General features: G+C 69.0%; 15 protein-coding genes and 3 pseudogenes. 8 read left to right on the forward strand and 10 right to left on the reverse strand.

Annotated elements, in window-relative coordinates; genetic code table 11:
- The 3 genes and pseudogenes from IO36_RS45310 to IO36_RS35525 all read left to right on the forward strand — a co-directional run.
- Nucleotides 1-970: RNA-guided endonuclease InsQ/TnpB family protein (locus tag IO36_RS45310; RefSeq protein ID WP_209441317.1), on the forward strand; the 970-nt coding region annotated here is incomplete at its 5' end.
- Nucleotides 856-1149, forward strand: a pseudogene (locus IO36_RS35520) (RNA polymerase subunit sigma-24); the annotation flags it as partial. The gene IO36_RS45310 and the pseudogene IO36_RS35520, both read left to right, overlap by 115 nt.
- Before the next feature lie 126 nt (nucleotides 1150-1275).
- A complete protein-coding gene (locus tag IO36_RS35525) occupies nucleotides 1276-1578 on the forward strand; it encodes a hypothetical protein (RefSeq protein WP_037626359.1) in 303 nt (100 codons plus the stop codon).
- Nucleotides 1579-1704: 126 nt separating this feature from the next.
- Here IO36_RS35525 and IO36_RS35530 read toward each other — a convergent pair whose 3' ends face one another.
- The 3 genes from IO36_RS35530 to IO36_RS35540 form a co-directional block, all read right to left on the reverse strand.
- On the reverse strand, nucleotides 1705-2235 hold the full coding sequence (locus IO36_RS35530) for a COG4315 family predicted lipoprotein (RefSeq protein ID WP_245173600.1): 531 nt from the start codon (nucleotides 2233-2235) through the stop codon (nucleotides 1705-1707).
- Nucleotides 2236-2470: 235 nt separating this feature from the next.
- Complete coding sequence (locus IO36_RS35535; protein WP_037626361.1) at nucleotides 2471-2932, reverse strand: SRPBCC family protein; 462 nt, start codon at nucleotides 2930-2932, stop codon at nucleotides 2471-2473.
- Between the two features lie 386 nt (nucleotides 2933-3318).
- Nucleotides 3319-4842 carry a catalase gene (locus IO36_RS35540; protein WP_037626364.1) on the reverse strand — a complete coding sequence of 508 codons (1524 nt, stop codon included), beginning with the start codon at nucleotides 4840-4842 and terminating at the stop codon, nucleotides 3319-3321.
- A 444-nt stretch (nucleotides 4843-5286) separates the two neighbouring features.
- Here IO36_RS35540 and IO36_RS35550 point away from each other — a divergent pair.
- Nucleotides 5287-5622: pseudogene (locus tag IO36_RS35550) on the forward strand (MerR family transcriptional regulator).
- 340 nt (nucleotides 5623-5962) lie between these two features.
- Here IO36_RS35550 and IO36_RS35555 read toward each other — a convergent pair.
- The 4 genes from IO36_RS35555 to IO36_RS35570 form a co-directional block, all read right to left on the reverse strand.
- Complete coding sequence (locus IO36_RS35555) at nucleotides 5963-6271, reverse strand: SCO5918 family protein (protein ID WP_037626368.1); 309 nt, start codon at nucleotides 6269-6271, stop codon at nucleotides 5963-5965.
- Between the two features lie 52 nt (nucleotides 6272-6323).
- On the reverse strand, nucleotides 6324-6725 hold the full coding sequence (locus tag IO36_RS35560; RefSeq protein WP_037626370.1) for a CBS domain-containing protein: 402 nt from the start codon (nucleotides 6723-6725) through the stop codon (nucleotides 6324-6326).
- A 47-nt stretch (nucleotides 6726-6772) separates the two neighbouring features.
- Complete coding sequence (locus IO36_RS35565) at nucleotides 6773-8263, reverse strand: DEAD/DEAH box helicase (protein ID WP_037626372.1); 1491 nt, start codon at nucleotides 8261-8263, stop codon at nucleotides 6773-6775.
- Nucleotides 8264-8602: 339 nt separating this feature from the next.
- Nucleotides 8603-8806 carry a cold-shock protein gene (locus IO36_RS35570; RefSeq protein WP_037626374.1) on the reverse strand — a complete coding sequence of 68 codons (204 nt, stop codon included), beginning with the start codon at nucleotides 8804-8806 and terminating at the stop codon, nucleotides 8603-8605.
- A 600-nt stretch (nucleotides 8807-9406) separates the two neighbouring features.
- On the opposite strand from IO36_RS35570, the gene IO36_RS35575 reads away from it, so the two are divergent.
- Nucleotides 9407-10588 (forward strand): PP2C family protein-serine/threonine phosphatase, encoded by a 1182-nt coding sequence (locus tag IO36_RS35575; protein ID WP_051901198.1) that lies wholly within the window; start codon nucleotides 9407-9409, stop codon nucleotides 10586-10588.
- Nucleotides 10589-10629: 41 nt separating this feature from the next.
- Here IO36_RS35575 and IO36_RS45315 read toward each other — a convergent pair.
- A pseudogene (locus IO36_RS45315) lies at nucleotides 10630-11028 on the reverse strand (sigma-70 domain-containing protein); the annotation flags it as partial.
- A gap of 530 nt (nucleotides 11029-11558) precedes the next feature.
- Here IO36_RS45315 and IO36_RS35585 point away from each other — a divergent pair.
- Complete coding sequence (locus tag IO36_RS35585) at nucleotides 11559-12029, forward strand: hypothetical protein (protein WP_245173601.1); 471 nt, start codon at nucleotides 11559-11561, stop codon at nucleotides 12027-12029.
- Between the two features lie 108 nt (nucleotides 12030-12137).
- On the opposite strand, the gene IO36_RS35590 is transcribed toward IO36_RS35585, so the two are convergent.
- The gene (locus IO36_RS35590) at nucleotides 12138-12350 is read right to left on the reverse strand and encodes a DUF4287 domain-containing protein (RefSeq protein WP_037626378.1); all 213 of its coding nucleotides are present in this window, start codon (nucleotides 12348-12350) and stop codon (nucleotides 12138-12140) included.
- Nucleotides 12351-12637: 287 nt separating this feature from the next.
- Between IO36_RS35590 and IO36_RS35595 the strand changes: the two genes are divergently transcribed.
- Nucleotides 12638-12853, forward strand: coding sequence for a hypothetical protein (locus IO36_RS35595; RefSeq protein WP_037626380.1), 216 nt, complete (start codon nucleotides 12638-12640; stop codon nucleotides 12851-12853).
- A 318-nt stretch (nucleotides 12854-13171) separates the two neighbouring features.
- Here IO36_RS35595 and IO36_RS35600 read toward each other — a convergent pair whose 3' ends face one another.
- Complete coding sequence (locus IO36_RS35600; protein ID WP_037626382.1) at nucleotides 13172-14179, reverse strand: TrmB family transcriptional regulator; 1008 nt, start codon at nucleotides 14177-14179, stop codon at nucleotides 13172-13174.
- Between the two features lie 292 nt (nucleotides 14180-14471).
- Here IO36_RS35600 and IO36_RS35605 point away from each other — a divergent pair.
- Nucleotides 14472-14829, forward strand: a 358-nt coding sequence (locus IO36_RS35605) for a helix-turn-helix domain-containing protein (RefSeq protein WP_037626384.1), incomplete at its 3' end; no start/stop codon positions are given.

The following is a 14829-nucleotide window of genomic DNA, read 5'->3' on the forward strand; positions in this document are numbered from 1 at the left end:
GGTGTCGGGGAAGCGGCCAGGGCGCCGTATGGGGCTTCCGGTGTTCAAGTCGAAGAAAGACAGTCGGCAGGCCGTTCGTTTCTCCAGGAACGGGTTCCGATTGCGGGACAACGGACGGTTGAACCTCGCGAAGATCGGAGACGTCCGGGTCCGCTGGTCCCGGGAGCTGCCGTCCGCTCCATCCTCGGTGACGGTGGTCAAGGACGCTTCGGGTCGGTACTTCGCGAGCTTCGTGGTGGACGTCGAGCCCGCAACGCTGCCGCCCGTGGATGCCGAGGCTGGTATCGACCTGGGGCTGATGCATTACGCCGTGCTGTCCGACGGGCAGGTCATCGACAACCCTCGCTTCCTGCGGCGCGCCGAGCGTCGGCTGGCAAAGGCGCAGCAGGCGCTGTGCCGGAAGACGAAGGGATCGAAGAATTGGACCAAGGCCCGGCTGAAGGTCGCTCGTGCCCACGCCCGGGTGGCCGACGCGCGCAGGGACTGGTGCCACCAGAACGCTTCGAGGCTGGTCCGCGACAACCAAGCGGTCTACCTCGAGGACCTGGCGGTCTCCGGCTTGGCCCGCACTCGTCTTGCCAAGTCTGTGCACGATGCTGCGTGGGGCATGTTCCGCCGCGTGCTGGAGGAGAAGGCGGCCCGCTACGGCCGGCATGTCGGCATCGTCTCCCGCTGGCTGCACGTGCGTATCTGGCGGTGCGAGGGCTGCGGTACCGAACATGATCGTGACCTCAACGCGTCGCGAGTGATCCTCTCCGCCGGGCAGGCGGAGAGGCTAAACGCCCCTGGAGGGCCGGTCAGTCCTGGGGTGGAAATCCCACGCCCGGCACGGCCCGTTGAACGGGGAACCCACCCGGCGGCGGCAAGGTCCAGCAGGCCCTCAAACCCGTCACCGGCCCCCAGACCGTGGCCCGTTGGTTCGCAGCCCTCGGCACCCAGACCTACCAGGGCATCGACTTCGGGCAGATGAAAGCCGAACTCACCTGGATCAACGCCGGCCCGGGCATCGTCTTCCGCGGCCCGGACCGCGTCATCGCCACACTGACCTTCGACTTCGACCCGCAGGGCCGCATCACGACCATCCACAACGTGGCCAACCCCGACAAACTCCACGCCGTCACCGACGGCACCCGACACCAACTCACCTGAACCACCCGCCGAAACGGGGCGACCCGCTGCGCCGCCGGACGCCGAAGAAGAGCCGCCCAACGCCAGCGAAGAAAGGGGGACGAATCAAAGGCGCTGAACCACAGGCGCAGGGGTACACGGACCCGCATGGCAGCCAAGACTGATCACTCCCAGTCCCTTCGGGCCATGCGGCAGCTGCGCAGGGTCCGCGCCTTCTACGCGGCGGCCGCCGCCCTGTGGGCGATGTCGACCCTCTGGACGGGCTGGCATTCTCCCGGCGGCCGGCAGATGTGGACCTCCGTCCTCCTGCTGACCATCTTCACCGGCCTCCTCCTCACGGCGTGCCTGTGGCTCCAGCGCCTGAGGACGGCGGCCGCGGCCACCGCCGGCCCCGCCCACCACGCGGCACCACAGCGAAAGCCGGCGACACCCCGCCACGCACACGCCTGACATCTCTCGCAGAGCCGTGCGCGGCCGGATCGCGGCGTGCTCAGCCCAGCCGCGTATCGGCCGGGGTCACCGACCGCCGGCTCGCGCCGGCACGGTGACCGGTCCGGACGGCGCCGGGCGCCCCGGTCAGTAGCCGCCGCTCTGCGACGGCGAAGCCTTGGTGATCTGCTTGCCGTCGGTCCCCAGCACGTACCACTTGGCACCGAAGGCATCGAGCCCCTGCCCGTTGGTCTGCCCGGCCTTGGTGTCGTCGGCGAACGTGTAGAGCGGGTGCCCGTTGTACGAGACCTGCTTCGAACCGTCGCTGCGCGTGATGGTCGACAGCAGCTTGGCGTTGACGCCACTGCCGGCGGTCGGCTTGCCGTTCGTCTTCAGCGGAGGCCAGGCCTTGGCGCATTCTCCGTTGCAGGTGGACTTGTTGTTCTTGTCGGACTGGAAGAGGTAGAGCGTGTGCCCCTTGCTGTTGACCAGGATCTTGCCGAGCGGACCGGACTTGGCGGACACCGTCGCGGAGGACGAGGCGCTCACCGCCGATCGCGCTCGGTCAGCGCTGCCTGCCAGACCGTGGCTGCCGCCACCGGCGTAGGCCACAGTGGCCGTGGACAGGAAGAACGCTGTTCCGGTGGCTGCGATGAATGCTCGGCTGCGGTACTTCACGAGAAGTCCTCCGGCTGATCGCCTCAGAGTGTCTTGCGGCCGTCGTACCTCGGCGCCCACCCCGTACTTCCATTACACGCCCAGAGCCGACCACCTGGCCACAGGGCCGTCCGGCGGCCAGGCAGGCACCGCTTCAACGGTATGAGCGGCAGGGGGCGGCACGAGCAGACGGGAGCGGCAGGAGCGGACGGGAGGGGACGGGAGCGGACTGGACCCGCGACGGCGGGCGGCGGGATCAGCCCGTCGAGCCCCCGTCGGCGCCGAAGTGGCGGTCCACCGCCTGCGGCATCCGGCTGACCACCCCGTCCCCCAACTGCTCGAATTCCGCGCGCAGGAACGGAGAGGCCAGCTTGGCCAGGCCGTGGAACTCGATACGGGCCCGGTAGGTGAGGACGGTGGCGCCGTTCTCCTCCCGGAAGACGAGGTCGTCCGTGGAGGTGGCGGTGCGGTTGCGTCCGACGAAGGTCAGGCGCCGCTCTTCGAGCCGGGCCAGCCGGTAGCGCAGTTCGGTGCGCCGTCCGCGGAACGTCGAGACGTTGAGCCATTCGTCGCCCTCGGCGACGGGGGTGCCGGCTTTGGCCGGACGGCAGCTCACCGTTCCCGGGTCCCATTCCTCGGCGTGCGAGAAATCGGCCAGGTAGGCCACCACGTCCGGCAGGGGGTGGTGCAACGTGAGCGTGCGTTCGACTTCGACCATGGAACGTCCCTTTCGCGGGGAGGCGCGGCAGCTGACTTCTGGAAGCGGGAGGCCTTGTGTCTTCCCCGCAAGAACGCCGAGCGGATGCACCGGATCCGCAGCCGGAGCAAGGCCGGCACCTCCTGCCGCGGCAGACGCGGCAGGCCCCCGACGGGCGGCGCCGGAGGCCGGTCCGCGGTCCGCAAAGGAGCAACGCTCCGTAGCCGGGCGCCGCGTGCAAGTGACCTCCGGACGGCAGCGAGCACCACAGGCTCGGTGTCACGTGGTCCCCGCGGAGAGCGGTGCTGCCCCCGCCCGCGAGGGTTGCCGGCGGGGGCCCAGAGGACCGGCTGTCCACGGACGGAGGAGGGGGAAGGGGAAGCCGCCGGAAACCGGCCCTGCTCGTCTCAGGCCTTGCTCTGCATGCTCCGACGCGCCGGGTTCCCCTGCTCCGAGGCCTTGGGATCCTTCTCGTCGGCCTTGGCACGCACCCCCTGCTCGATGCGCTCACCGATCGCCTTGTCGACGTTCGACCAGTACTCGAACGCCCGCTGCAGTACGGGCTCGGTGACACCGTTGAGGAGATGGCCGACGACGTTGTCCACGAGCCGGTCCCTGGCCGCGTCGTCCAGGACCTCACGCACCATGGTGCCGGCCTGGCCCCAGTCGTCGTCCTCGCGGTGCGAGACGTAGGCGGCCCGGGTGATCTCACCGTCGGCGTGCCAGCTCGGGGGTTCGCCGAACCGGGCGGTGTCGGCCGCGGGGCCGCCCTTCGAGTTCGGTGCGTAGACGGGGTCACTGGCCTTGCGGTAGGCCATCGCCCCGTCCTTGGAGTACGTGTGCACCGGAGCGACGGGGGCGTTGACCGGCAGCTGCTGGTAGTTGGCCCCGATGCGGTAGCGGTGCGCGTCCGCGTAGGAGAACAGCCGGGCCAGCAGCATGCGGTCGGGGCTCGGGCCGATGCCGGGGACCAGGTTGTTCGGCTGGAAGGCGGCCTGCTCGATCTCCGCGTGGTTGTCGGTGGGGTTGCGGTCCAGGGTCATCCGCCCGACCTCGATCAGCGGGTAGTCGCCGTGCGGCCACACCTTGGTCAGATCGAAGGGGTTGAAGCGGTAGTCGACCGCCTCCTCGTACGGCATGACCTGCACGTACAGCGTCCAGCTGGGACAGTCGCCGTCACGGATGTGCTCGAAGAGATCCCGGGTGTGATAGTCCGTGTCGGCCGCGGCCATCTGGTCGCCCTCGTGCTGGGTGAGGAACTCGATGCCCTGGTCGGTCTTGAAGTGGTACTTCACCCAGAAACGTTCGCCCTGGGCGTTGATCCACATGTAGGTGTGCGAGGTGTAGCCGTTCATGTGCCGCCAGCTGCGCGGGATGCCCCGGTCGCCCATCAGCCAGGTGACCTGGTGGGCGGACTCGGGGGAGAGGGTCCAGAAGTCCCACTGCATGTCGTGGTCGCGCAGATTGTTGTCCGCGCGCCGCTTCTGGGACCGGATGAAGTGCTGGAACTTCATCGGATCCTTCACGAAGAACACGGGGGTGTTGTTGCCCACCATGTCGTAGTTGCCTTCGCTGGTGTAGAACTTCACCGCGAAGCCGCGCGGGTCGCGCCAGGTGTCCGGGCTTCCCCGCTCACCGGCGACGGTGGAGAACCTGGCGACCAGCTCGGTGGTGGTGCCCGGCTGGAAGACCGCGGCCTTCGTGAAGCCGCTGACATCCGCGGTGACCTCGAACCGGCCGAACGCGCCGCTGCCCTTCGCGTGCGGCTGCCGTTCGGGGATGCGCTCCCGGTTGAACTGCGCCATCTGCTCGATGAGGTACGAGTCCTGCAGCAGAACGGGTCCGCCCGGGCCGACGGTGAGCGAGTGCTCGTCGCTCTCCACCGGGATGCCCGCGTCGGTGGTGGTCGGCTGGGGTGTGGGCTCGGTCATTCTCGGCCTCCCTGTGCTGGTGCGTGCGGGTACGGACCGGTGGGTCCGGCCGTGGACCTGGCTCGGAACCCGGGACGGTCACCGCCGGCATCCGCACGCGCAGGACGGCACGGCGCCGCGGCCCCTGATCCGACAGCAGGACGGGTAACCCGCCACCGACGTCGCAAAACACCATGAGACGGCCGCGAACACCATTCCGTCGGCGCCCCGTGACAGGCGCGGGCGGGGCAAGAGCGATCGGATGGCACGCGAGCGCGGCAGGCGAGCTTCGGGAACGCTTCGTGGATGTCGGCCCGACGTCTGCCACCGGGTGCCACGGTTCTTCGGCCGATGAGGCGACGGCTTCCGCCGCATCGTCGCGTCACGCCTGACCCGCCGCGGAACGTAGCTGGTGGTCACGGAGCGGATGCCAGGGCCCCTCCACGCGTTCCACGAAGAGGTGCAATGACAGCAGACGACTCCCACGCCCGACTCGACGACGACTACCCCGCCTACACGATGGGCCGGGCCGCCGAACTCGTCGGCACCACTCAGGGCTTCCTGCGCGCCCTGGGCGAGGCCCGCCTGATCACCCCGCTGCGCTCCCGCAGGGGGACACCGCCGCTACTCCCGCTACCAACTGCGCATCGCCGCCCGCGCCTGCGAACTCGCCGACCAGGGCACCCCATCGAGGCCGCCTGCCGCATCGTCATCCTGGAGGACCAACTCGAAGAGGCCCGGCGCATCAACGCCGAATATCGCCGCGCCGCAAACCCGGTCGACCCAACGGCTGACGCCTGAACAGGCTGGGCGCCTCTGGCCCTTGCCGCCTGCCACTTCACAGTGCCAGGAAATGCGGACTCCGCTCTTTTGACCGCCTCGTCGACGGTCCGTCGCAGCTGTCGCAGATGACCCGAGCACGTAGCTGCGGGATATCGCGCGAGCATTGACTTCCGTTCCCCGGACTGGAGTCGGGGGCCGTTTCGGTGGGTTCCTGCTTCAACGCGCTGGGCGAGTTCTCCGGCGTCTTCGACACCCCGGCGAAGAGCGACGAACCGCCCCAAGAATCTCGAAAGCGGGGTGGGTCTGGTCGGCGCGCGCCGACCAGACCCACCCCGCTTTCGAGACGCCGGCTCCCCGTTCAGATGGACACAGGGGTGCCGAGCATCGCGGAGGCGTGCTGGAACGAGCTCAGGACGCGTACGGGCGCGGCCTTCGGCAGGGTGCGGCAGGTGAAGCCGAGTTGCGCCATCGCCCGCAGAACTTCGGCGGCGCTGAAATCACGGCGGTCCTGGCGGGTGACGACCTGGCCGACCTGCATCACGGGGTAGTGGCGCCGGCCGATGATCACCGATTCGCCGGTGCCCGGCTCGGGCTTGATGCCCTTCATCGACTCCACCACACCGGCCTTGCTGAGCTCGAAGGGAAAACGGGCGATGACGCAGCGCATGTGACCTCACAGAGCGAAAGAGGGGATAGCTTGCCGGCCGGGGAGAGACGGTTCAGCAGGAGAGAGCGAGAGCATCCAGCGCACTGCCGCGTTCGTCGACGGGCAGGACACCGAGCCGGCGGATATGCATCGCCTGCTCGGCTTCGGCCAGCGTGGTCACGGGTGAGGTGAACGACTGGTGGTCGCCGAGGAGGTCGCGCAGGCGGACGCGGTCCGTGTAGGAGGAGCTGTCGCGGAGCGCGGTGAGTTCGGTGTGGGTGACCAGGCCGGTGCACCGGCCGTCCAGGTCGCAGACGACCAGCCGGCCTGTGCGGGCGGCGGCCATGACGGACAGCGCCACCTCGACGCTCATGTCGTCACAGACCTGCGGTCCGGCCGCGTCCATGACCTCGGCCACCGGCGTGTGCGCGGGGTCGGCGCTCGCCGGGCGGGACTGCATCTGAACCAGCGTCACAAGGTGCCTCCTGCAGAGAATGGGTCAGCTTCCTGATCACGAAGGTTCTAGGCCGCCGTGTCGATGACGGTCCGGCGGGCGGGTGCGCGCCGGGTCGCCGAAGCGGGACGGCGCTGGCCTCGCGAGCTGCTGCGCTTGGGGCGTTCGGTCACCGGTGCGGTGATCACGACCGGGATGCCGGACGGGGCCTGGGCCCCGGTGATGCGGTGCAGGGCTTCGTCGCCCGAGCGGATCTGGGTGGTCTGAGGCCGGATCCCGGCGTCCGTCATGAGGCGGAGCATGCCGCGGCGCTGGCTCGGGGTGACCAGGGTGACGACGCTGCCGGACTCGCCGGCCCGGGCGGTGCGTCCGCCGCGGTGGAGGTAGTCCTTGTGGTCGGTGGGCGGGTCGACGTTGACGACCAGGTCGAGGTTGTCGACGTGGATGCCGCGCGCCGCGACATTGGTCGCCACCAGCACACTGACGTGCCCCGTCTTGAACTGGGCCAGCGTACGGGTGCGCTGCGGCTGTGACTTGCCGCCGTGCAGCGCGGCGGCCCGGACCCCGCTGTTGAGGAGGTCCTGGGTCAGCCGGTCGACGGCGTGCTTGGTGTCCAGGAACATGATCACGCGGCCGTCGCGGGCGGCGATCTCCGTCGTGGCGGCGTGCTTGTCGGCGCCGTGGACGTGCAGGATGTGGTGCTCCATCGTCGTGACCGCGCCGGCCGAGGGGTCGACCGAATGCACGACGGGGTCGGTCAGGTAGCGGCGCACCAAAAGGTCGACATTGCGGTCTAGGGTGGCGGAGAACAGCATCCGCTGCCCCTCCGGTCGCACCTGGTCGAGGAGCGCGGTGACCTGCGGCATGAAACCCATGTCGGCCATCTGGTCGGCCTCGTCCAGAACCGTGATGCCCACCTGGTTCAGCCGGCATTCGCCCCGGTCGATGAGGTCCTTGAGCCGGCCCGGCGTCGCGACGACGATCTCGGCCCCGCCGCGCAGCACGCTCACCTGTCTGCCGATCGACATCCCGCCCACCACGGTGGCCAGCCGCAGCCTGACGGACCGGGCGTAGGGAGTGAGCGCGTCGGTCACCTGCTGCGCCAACTCACGCGTCGGTACGAGGATCAGCCCCAGCGGCCGGCGGGGCTCGGCACGCTGTCCCGCGGTACGGGCGAGCAGAGCGAGACCGAAGGCGAGGGTCTTGCCGGAACCGGTGCGCCCACGGCCCAGGACGTCGCGGCCCGCAAGGGAGTTCGGCAGCGTCGCGCCCTGGATCGGGAACGGCACGCTCACACCCTGCCTGCCGAGTTCGGCCAGCAGCTGCGCAGGCATGGAAAGATCGGCGAAGTTGTCCACGGCAGGCAGCGCAGGCGTGATCGTCGTAGGGAGCGCGAACTCACCCTGCACCGCAGCAGGCCGGCGGCCGTAACCGCCGGAACGGGCAACGCCGCCAGAACGGCGCGGTGCCGGCGAGCCGAAGCGGCTACCGCCCCTTCCCGCGTCGGCACTGCCCTTACGGGTACGGGAAGAGCGGTCGTTCGTACGTGTTCGGTTCATGCGGAACCTTCCTCGATGCGGCGCATATCAAGGAATTCCCGCAAGCTGTGAGCAGCACGGAATTACATGTATGGACCGATGCAAAAGTGAATCCGGCCGACGGAAATCCGCGCGGACGTAAATGCTGAAATAGGTGACGCAGTGAGGACGTGAAATCCCGGGCGTCGAGGTGTGGTGTGGCTCTTGGATGCGCCTGCATCCCTGAAGTGGGAGCCGCCTGTGATGGGCCTGCGGATGGCTCCGAGCCGTCCCGCCGGTGGAACCGCTGCGGGAAAATGCGTGTAGCTGGGGCCCGCACCCCGAGGGATGCGGGCCCCAGCTACAAAGTGCGCGTCAGCGTCAGGCCGGAACGATGTTCTCGGCCGTCGGGCCCTTCTGGCCCTGCGCGATGTCGAAGGTCACCTTCTGGCCCTCGAGCAGCTCACGGAAACCCTGGGCGGCGATGTTCGAGTAGTGGGCGAACACGTCCGCGCCGCCACCCTCCTGCTCGATGAAGCCGAAACCCTTTTCCGCGTTGAACCACTTCACGGTACCAGCAGCCATGTCATATCTCCTTTGGGGCAGTACACCAGTGTCCACACCGTGCGGACACCGTGTCGCCGCGATGATTACCCCGACCGGAAAATGACCGGAAATACAAAAGCGCTCCCCCTGCGAGCGGGGCGGAGCGCTTGAAGTTTTGGGAACCACAACTGCAACTGAGATAGACAGTAGCACACCGCAACGGATCGCGTCGGTCAAATAATTTTGCCCCGCTCGTTGCGGCAAAAACCCTCGCCACGCCGCCCAGTAAACTCTCTTCTCGCGAGGGCAGATATTGACTCACTGGCCGTCCTGTTCGTCCACGATCTGCTCCGTCCTTTCGACCCTGCCCAGCTGGAGACACTTGCAGAGAATTTCCGGCAGCAGACCTTGGGCATGGTGCAGTTGGTGGTGAGCGAACGGGTCACCAACGCCGCAGATGCGGGCCGGCCTGTCCCTGCTCTGACGCCCTTGCCGTGCCCAGGTGCCGAGGATGCCGACGAACGGTAGAACATAAGGGTGAGGGACGAGAACAGCCCTGCTGAGAATGCACGGCCGCCCTGGGAGGCGCGGTCGGCGATCGACTACCAGGCCCTGTTCACGGTCACCCCCAGCCCCTGCATGGTGCTGGGCCCGGACCTGGTCCTCACCGACGTCAATGAGGCGGCCTGCCGCGTGACCGGCCGTACCCGGGAGGACCTGGTCGGGCGGTACCTCTTCGACGCCTTCCCCGACAATCCGGCGGACCCCGATGCCGACGGCGTGCAGAATCTGCGCACTTCCCTGTACCGGGTGCTGAGCTCGAAAGAGCCCGACACGATGGCGCCGATGAAATACGACATCCCCGTGGCCGACAGGCCCGGCGTGTTCGAGGAGCGCTGGTGGTCCGCGATCAACACCCCGGTGCTCGGGCCGGACGGGCAGGTGCAGTGGATCCTCCACCGGGGGGAGGACGTGACCTCGTTCATCCGCTCCCACCCCCGCCTGCGAGACGGCGGCGCACTCAGCGACGTGGAGGCCAGGGAGGTCGAACTGTACGCCCGGGCGCGGGAGCTCAAGCGACTGAACGAGGAACTGCGCAAAGCCCATGCCCGGGAACGCCGGATCGCCCTCACCCTTCAGGAGGCCATGCTCCACTCACCCCACCTGCCCCGTCACCGGGACACCGCGGTGCGCTACCTGCCCGCCGCCGGGTCGCTCAACGTATGCGGCGACTGGTACGAGGTGATCGACCTGCCCGATAACAGATGCGCCGTCGCGGTCGGCGACGTCGTCGGCCACGGTCTGGAGGCGGCCGCCGTCATGGGCATGCTCCGCAGCGCCTTGTCCGCAGTCGTCCGGGCCGTCGAACGGCCCGCGAGAGCCCTGGACATCCTGAGCCTGTATGCCCGCGACGTGGAGGGTGCACTGGCCACCACTGTCGTCCAAGCCGTCGTCGACATCCGGGCTCGCCGCATCATGTACAGCAGCGCCGGCCACCCGCCCCCCATCCTGCTCCACCCGGACGGCACCTTCGACCTTCTTGATCAAGCCACCGACCCTCCGCTGGGAGCCCGGCCTCAAGACGTACCCCACCCCCACGCCGACCTCCCCTACAACCAGGGCGACACCTTCGTGCTCTACACCGACGGCCTCATCGAACGCCGCGGCGAGGACATCGACGACAGCCTGCAACGCCTCACCGACGTGCTCACCCGCCACGCGGACAACGAGCCCGAAGGTCTTGCCGACGCGCTGCTGGCGGACCTCGGCGTCAGCCGCGGCGCCCGCGACGACATCGCCCTGGTCGTCATCCGCCTATGATCCGCGGGCGGCCGGTGAACTCGCACCGGGCCGGGCATTCCGCCGAGGTGTTCGCCGATCTGCGCCTGGGTGAGTTCGTCGACGAACCGCATGTGGATGATGCAGCGTTCCCGGTCGTCGAGCCCGGCGATCAGCGGGGCCAGGGCGTTGAAGTCCTCGTCGAGCCCCAGGGCGTTGTCGTCGACGCCGATGAAGTCGGCGAGGGCCGCCTCGCCGTCCTCACTGGAGGTGATCGCGGCGTCGAGGGAGGCCGAGGTGTATCCGTTGGAGGCCTTGCGGGCCTCGATGACCTCCTCCGACAGGGACATCAAGGCGGCCAGTTCCCGCGTGGTGGGCACTCGGCCGAGCCGGCTGCGCAGCTCCTCGGTGGCCTTGGCGAGCGCCACGCGCGCTTCCTGAAGCCGTCGCGGGACGTGGACGGCCCACGTGGTGTCGCGGAAGAGGCTAAAAGCTGCCCTGATGCGCGAGCCAACTGACAGCCAGGCTGCTTCCCCAGGGAAGCAGTGTCTTCCTTATCGGCTTGCAGCTTCGGGCAGCCGCCGGGTCGGCTGAACCGGAAGGCGGGTCAGTTGCGACGCGTTCGAGATGATCACTCCGCAAGGTGCATGACAGTGGGGCGTTGCGGGGCTGTGGCCCTGTCGCCCACAGCTCTGCGGGGAATGCATGCGCAGGGCCTGCCCGGCTCTCTGTGAAGTCCCTGTCCCGTTCTGCGAGGCAGAGACTCTTGCTGGGAGGCTTACCGGCGTCCGCCATCCGTCCGATGCCCGCGCAAAAGTACCTGCGTGCTGCCTGCCGGCAACGCAACCAACTTCCCTACCAGCAGGCATGGTTGAGGCAAAACCTCTCGCGAGTTGTTGATCCTTCGCCGCCGCGCGCCCGACACTGTGACTTCTGCGCCCATACCGGGGCGTGCGACAGAGGGGGCCGCAGGGACGTGAACCGACCGATACCAGGCACCGTGGAAGTCTCGGTGCGCCACATCCTCAGCGACCGGACCACCGGCTTCCTCACCCGGACCCGCACGATCACCTGGCGGGACAGCCTGTACCGCGTACGCCGACCGGCATCCGGCAAGCACAGCGTCGAACTGACCTGCCCCGTGTGCGACGCGTCCCTGCTGGCCGAGGTCCGCACGGAGGAGCGCACCCGCCGAACCCGCGCACTTCTGCTGGTTCTGGCCGTCCTCAGCCTCGTCGTCTTCTTCGCCGCATTCGCCTACGCCGTCCACGAGGGCGGCCGCACGCTTCCCGAAGGGCAGTCGCTCCCGACCCTGTTCCCCGTCAGCATCGTCTCGATCGCCGTCACGTTCGTCGCCGCTCCGGTGCTCTTCTTCCGGAGCCGCCGCTACAACGGCGTCACCATGCTCGACGCCCCCAAACCCCGCCGGCTCCACGGCATCATGCCCGTACGCGGCCCGGTGCCTCGAACCGCGACGCGCTGACACCCTCCCCGGCCGGAAGGACCCGCACCCGGCGCGGCCGGATCACCGGCATTACCGCGCGATAGCCAGCCCGGCAGGTCCGGATGCCCGCGGTGCTCTGCGCCCGGCTCAGTTCCCGCGGGTCTCCGCGAGGGTGTGCGCCACCAGGGCGTTGGCGTGGCCGTGGCCAAGGCCGTGTTCGGCCTTGAGCCAGTTCACGAGTTCCATGTGCTTGGCCAGGGGCGAAGAACGGATCAGCTCCTTCCACTCCGCGATCGGGCGGCCGTACTTCTTCTCGATGGACGGGAAGTAGCTGGCAGGGCCCTTGACGGTGTCGGTCATGTCGGCGGCGTCCCATCTGTCGGTGCTCTCGAGGTTCCGGACCCTCGCCCCGCGTCCATGCGGCTGCGGGGCGGTGTCGTTGCTTGTACGACCGGGGGAGAGGGCTCAACTCATCGGCCCGCGGAAGATGCGCTGCGTCACACCTCGGGCTCATGTCCCGGGAGCAGGGGTGCTCCCCGGCCGGCTGCGGCCATCCGGGGAGCACCCAGCCGTGTCAGACGACCTGCCCAAAGCCGATCGACCATGCTGAGCGCATCAACACGCTGGCCGGCGACGAGGAGTAGGGCATGCCGATGGACTCGGTGGCGAGATTTCTGGCGGCTCTGAGCCCGGAGGCTCGCCGGACTGTCGACGCCGAACCGCGCGAGGAGCAGGAGCGCCTCGCCGCGGCCTGGGAAAGAGAGCTGGAGGCGGACACCGAACTCGACACACTCGACGAACTGTCACCCCCTGAGGCAGAGGCGGAAGCGGCCCGCCGCGTCCTGGACCGCAAGGACGGCTGACCCCCGGGCACCCCGTACGAGCACGATCCCGGCCCCACCGCCAGGTCCACCCCACCCCTGTGCCGGGGACTGCCGAACGAGACGTGTGACCAGGGCAGCTGAGGTAACGGCGAGCCGCTGAACGCGGCCGTCGAAGGTGCAACCGAGGGCGCGCGCCGCGCTGCTGCGGGTCGTGCGGCACGAGGCGTCCCGGACGAGGCCGACCTTCCGGGCCCTGAGCCCCTCACGACCGGGCCGCCGATGTGAACGCGGCCCGTGAATCGCTCGACGCGGCTGCGGAGCACTCGGTCCGGCGCCGGGCGAGTGCACCCACGGCCCTCACGTCCGCCGCGCCACCGGTCCCTCCACCCAGCCGTGCCGGACGGCGTGGCCGCCGAGCTGCATCCGGGTCCGTACACCGGCCATGTCCATGAGGCGGCGCAGTCGCCGGTGCATCGTGCGCGGCGACAGGCCGAGCTGCGTCGCCGCGGTCAGGTCGGTCGCGCCGGCCAGCAGGAGCGTGAGGATTCTTTGATCGAGGGCCGTCGGGCCTTCCGCCTCCAGCTCGACGGTGGGTTCGGCTCCTTCTTCGTCGCAGGCCAGCGCCAGCGGGTGGGCGGTGCGCCACACCGTCTCGAACAGCGTGTCCATCGCGTCCAGCAGGCCGCTGCGGTGCAGCAGCACGGCTCCCGGCTGCCCGCCCGGCGTGGTCGCGAGCGGGACGAGGCCGAGTTCGGTGTCGGCCAGCATGAGTTTCATGGGCAGATGGTCGGCGACACGCAACTGCACACCGTTGCGCAGGGATTCGATGGCGTCGTCGATGATGCCCGGCTCCTGAAGGACGGACCGGTCCAGGACCGCCCGGAAGCCCACGCCACGACCGAGAGCCACGGGTTCGGCCGTGTTCTCATCGGGAGGCAGGGCCACGAACGGTGCGGTGATGAAGGCGCGGACCTGTGTGCGGGCCGCCTGTTGTACCTGGAGATAGCGGTGCCGGATGGCGTCGACGCCCGTAACGACCTCGATCAGATCGCCGATACCGCTCGCGACGGTGGCGGCCCGGTGTTCCTCGGCCAGGGTGACCAGCGCGTGCTCGGCCGCGCGCAGCCCGTCCCGGCGCTGGCTGATGAGGGCGCCGAGAGCCATGGCGGGCGGCGCGGCGGTGAACTGATCGTCCGCCGACCCGGTGACCAGTCCCCACGTGACCAGCCGGGACAGGGCGTTGCCGACCTGATCCTGCGTCAGGGAGAGCAGATCCGACAAGGTCACCGCGCTGCAGCCGGGCCGCCCCAGAAGTGCCCGGTAGACGCGCTCGTCATCTGGTTCGAGGCCCAGCACATCCAGCATCGGCGACCGACTCTCCTGCGCTTGTCCCGGCGGGGAGAGTATGCGCCACGGCGGCAGATTCCGAACAGTCCCCGGTGGCGGGTGCGGTACGAGGGGCCCCGGGGAATCGCCTCCCCGGGGCCGAACAGCGCGGTTCATCAGGTCTCCTTCGTGGATACTCCGGCCTTCAGGCCGGGGTGGGGGTACCTCCCGCTTGCGGGGGAGAAACGAGGCTCCTGCGGAGCAGGGCAGGAAAGCCGGTTCGCCCCCTGGGCGGACCGGCGTTGTCAGTGGCGGCCGTTAGGTTGGCCCCGTGTATCTGCGGTATTCCTTCCGGCTCGAGCCGACGCCGGGTCAGCGCATCGCGCTGGCCCGTACGTTCGGCTGTGCACGGGTGGTCTACAACGATGCGCTGGCCGTGAGGAAGGCCGCGTACCAGGTGGACGGGTCGCGGATCGCGATGGGTGTTCTGGCGAAGCGGGTGATCACGGAGGCGAAGAAGACGCCCGAGCGGGCTTGGCTCGCCGAGGTGTCGGTGGACGCCCTGCAGTCCTCTCTTCGTGATCTCGATACGGCGTACGCGAACTTCTTCGGGTCGGTGTCGGGGAAGCGGCCAGGGCGCCGTATGGGGCTTCCGGTGTTCAAGTCGAAGAAAGACAGTCGGCAGGCCG

The sequence above is a fragment of the Streptomyces aureus genome (genome assembly GCF_000725495.1).
Lineage (GTDB): Bacteria > Actinomycetota > Actinomycetes > Streptomycetales > Streptomycetaceae > Streptomyces > Streptomyces aureus_B.

Coding starts and splice junctions, on each gene's coding strand:
- IO36_RS35540 (WP_037626364.1), bottom strand. CDS start 4,842: ATGACCGAGCCCACACCCCAGCCGACCACCACCGACGCGGGCATCCCG.
- IO36_RS35555 (WP_037626368.1), bottom strand. CDS start 6,271: ATGCGCTGCGTCATCGCCCGTTTTCCCTTCGAGCTCAGCAAGGCCGGT.
- IO36_RS35600 (WP_037626382.1), bottom strand. CDS start 14,179: ATGCTGGATGTGCTGGGCCTCGAACCAGATGACGAGCGCGTCTACCGG.
- IO36_RS35565 (WP_037626372.1), bottom strand. CDS start 8,263: ATGAACCGAACACGTACGAACGACCGCTCTTCCCGTACCCGTAAGGGC.
- IO36_RS35595 (WP_037626380.1), top strand. CDS start 12,638: ATGCCGATGGACTCGGTGGCGAGATTTCTGGCGGCTCTGAGCCCGGAG.
- IO36_RS35535 (WP_037626361.1), bottom strand. CDS start 2,932: ATGGTCGAAGTCGAACGCACGCTCACGTTGCACCACCCCCTGCCGGAC.
- IO36_RS35590 (WP_037626378.1), bottom strand. CDS start 12,350: ATGACCGACACCGTCAAGGGCCCTGCCAGCTACTTCCCGTCCATCGAG.
- IO36_RS35570 (WP_037626374.1), bottom strand. CDS start 8,806: ATGGCTGCTGGTACCGTGAAGTGGTTCAACGCGGAAAAGGGTTTCGGC.
- IO36_RS35575 (WP_051901198.1), top strand. CDS start 9,407: ATGGTGCTGGGCCCGGACCTGGTCCTCACCGACGTCAATGAGGCGGCC.
- IO36_RS35525 (WP_037626359.1), top strand. CDS start 1,276: ATGGCAGCCAAGACTGATCACTCCCAGTCCCTTCGGGCCATGCGGCAG.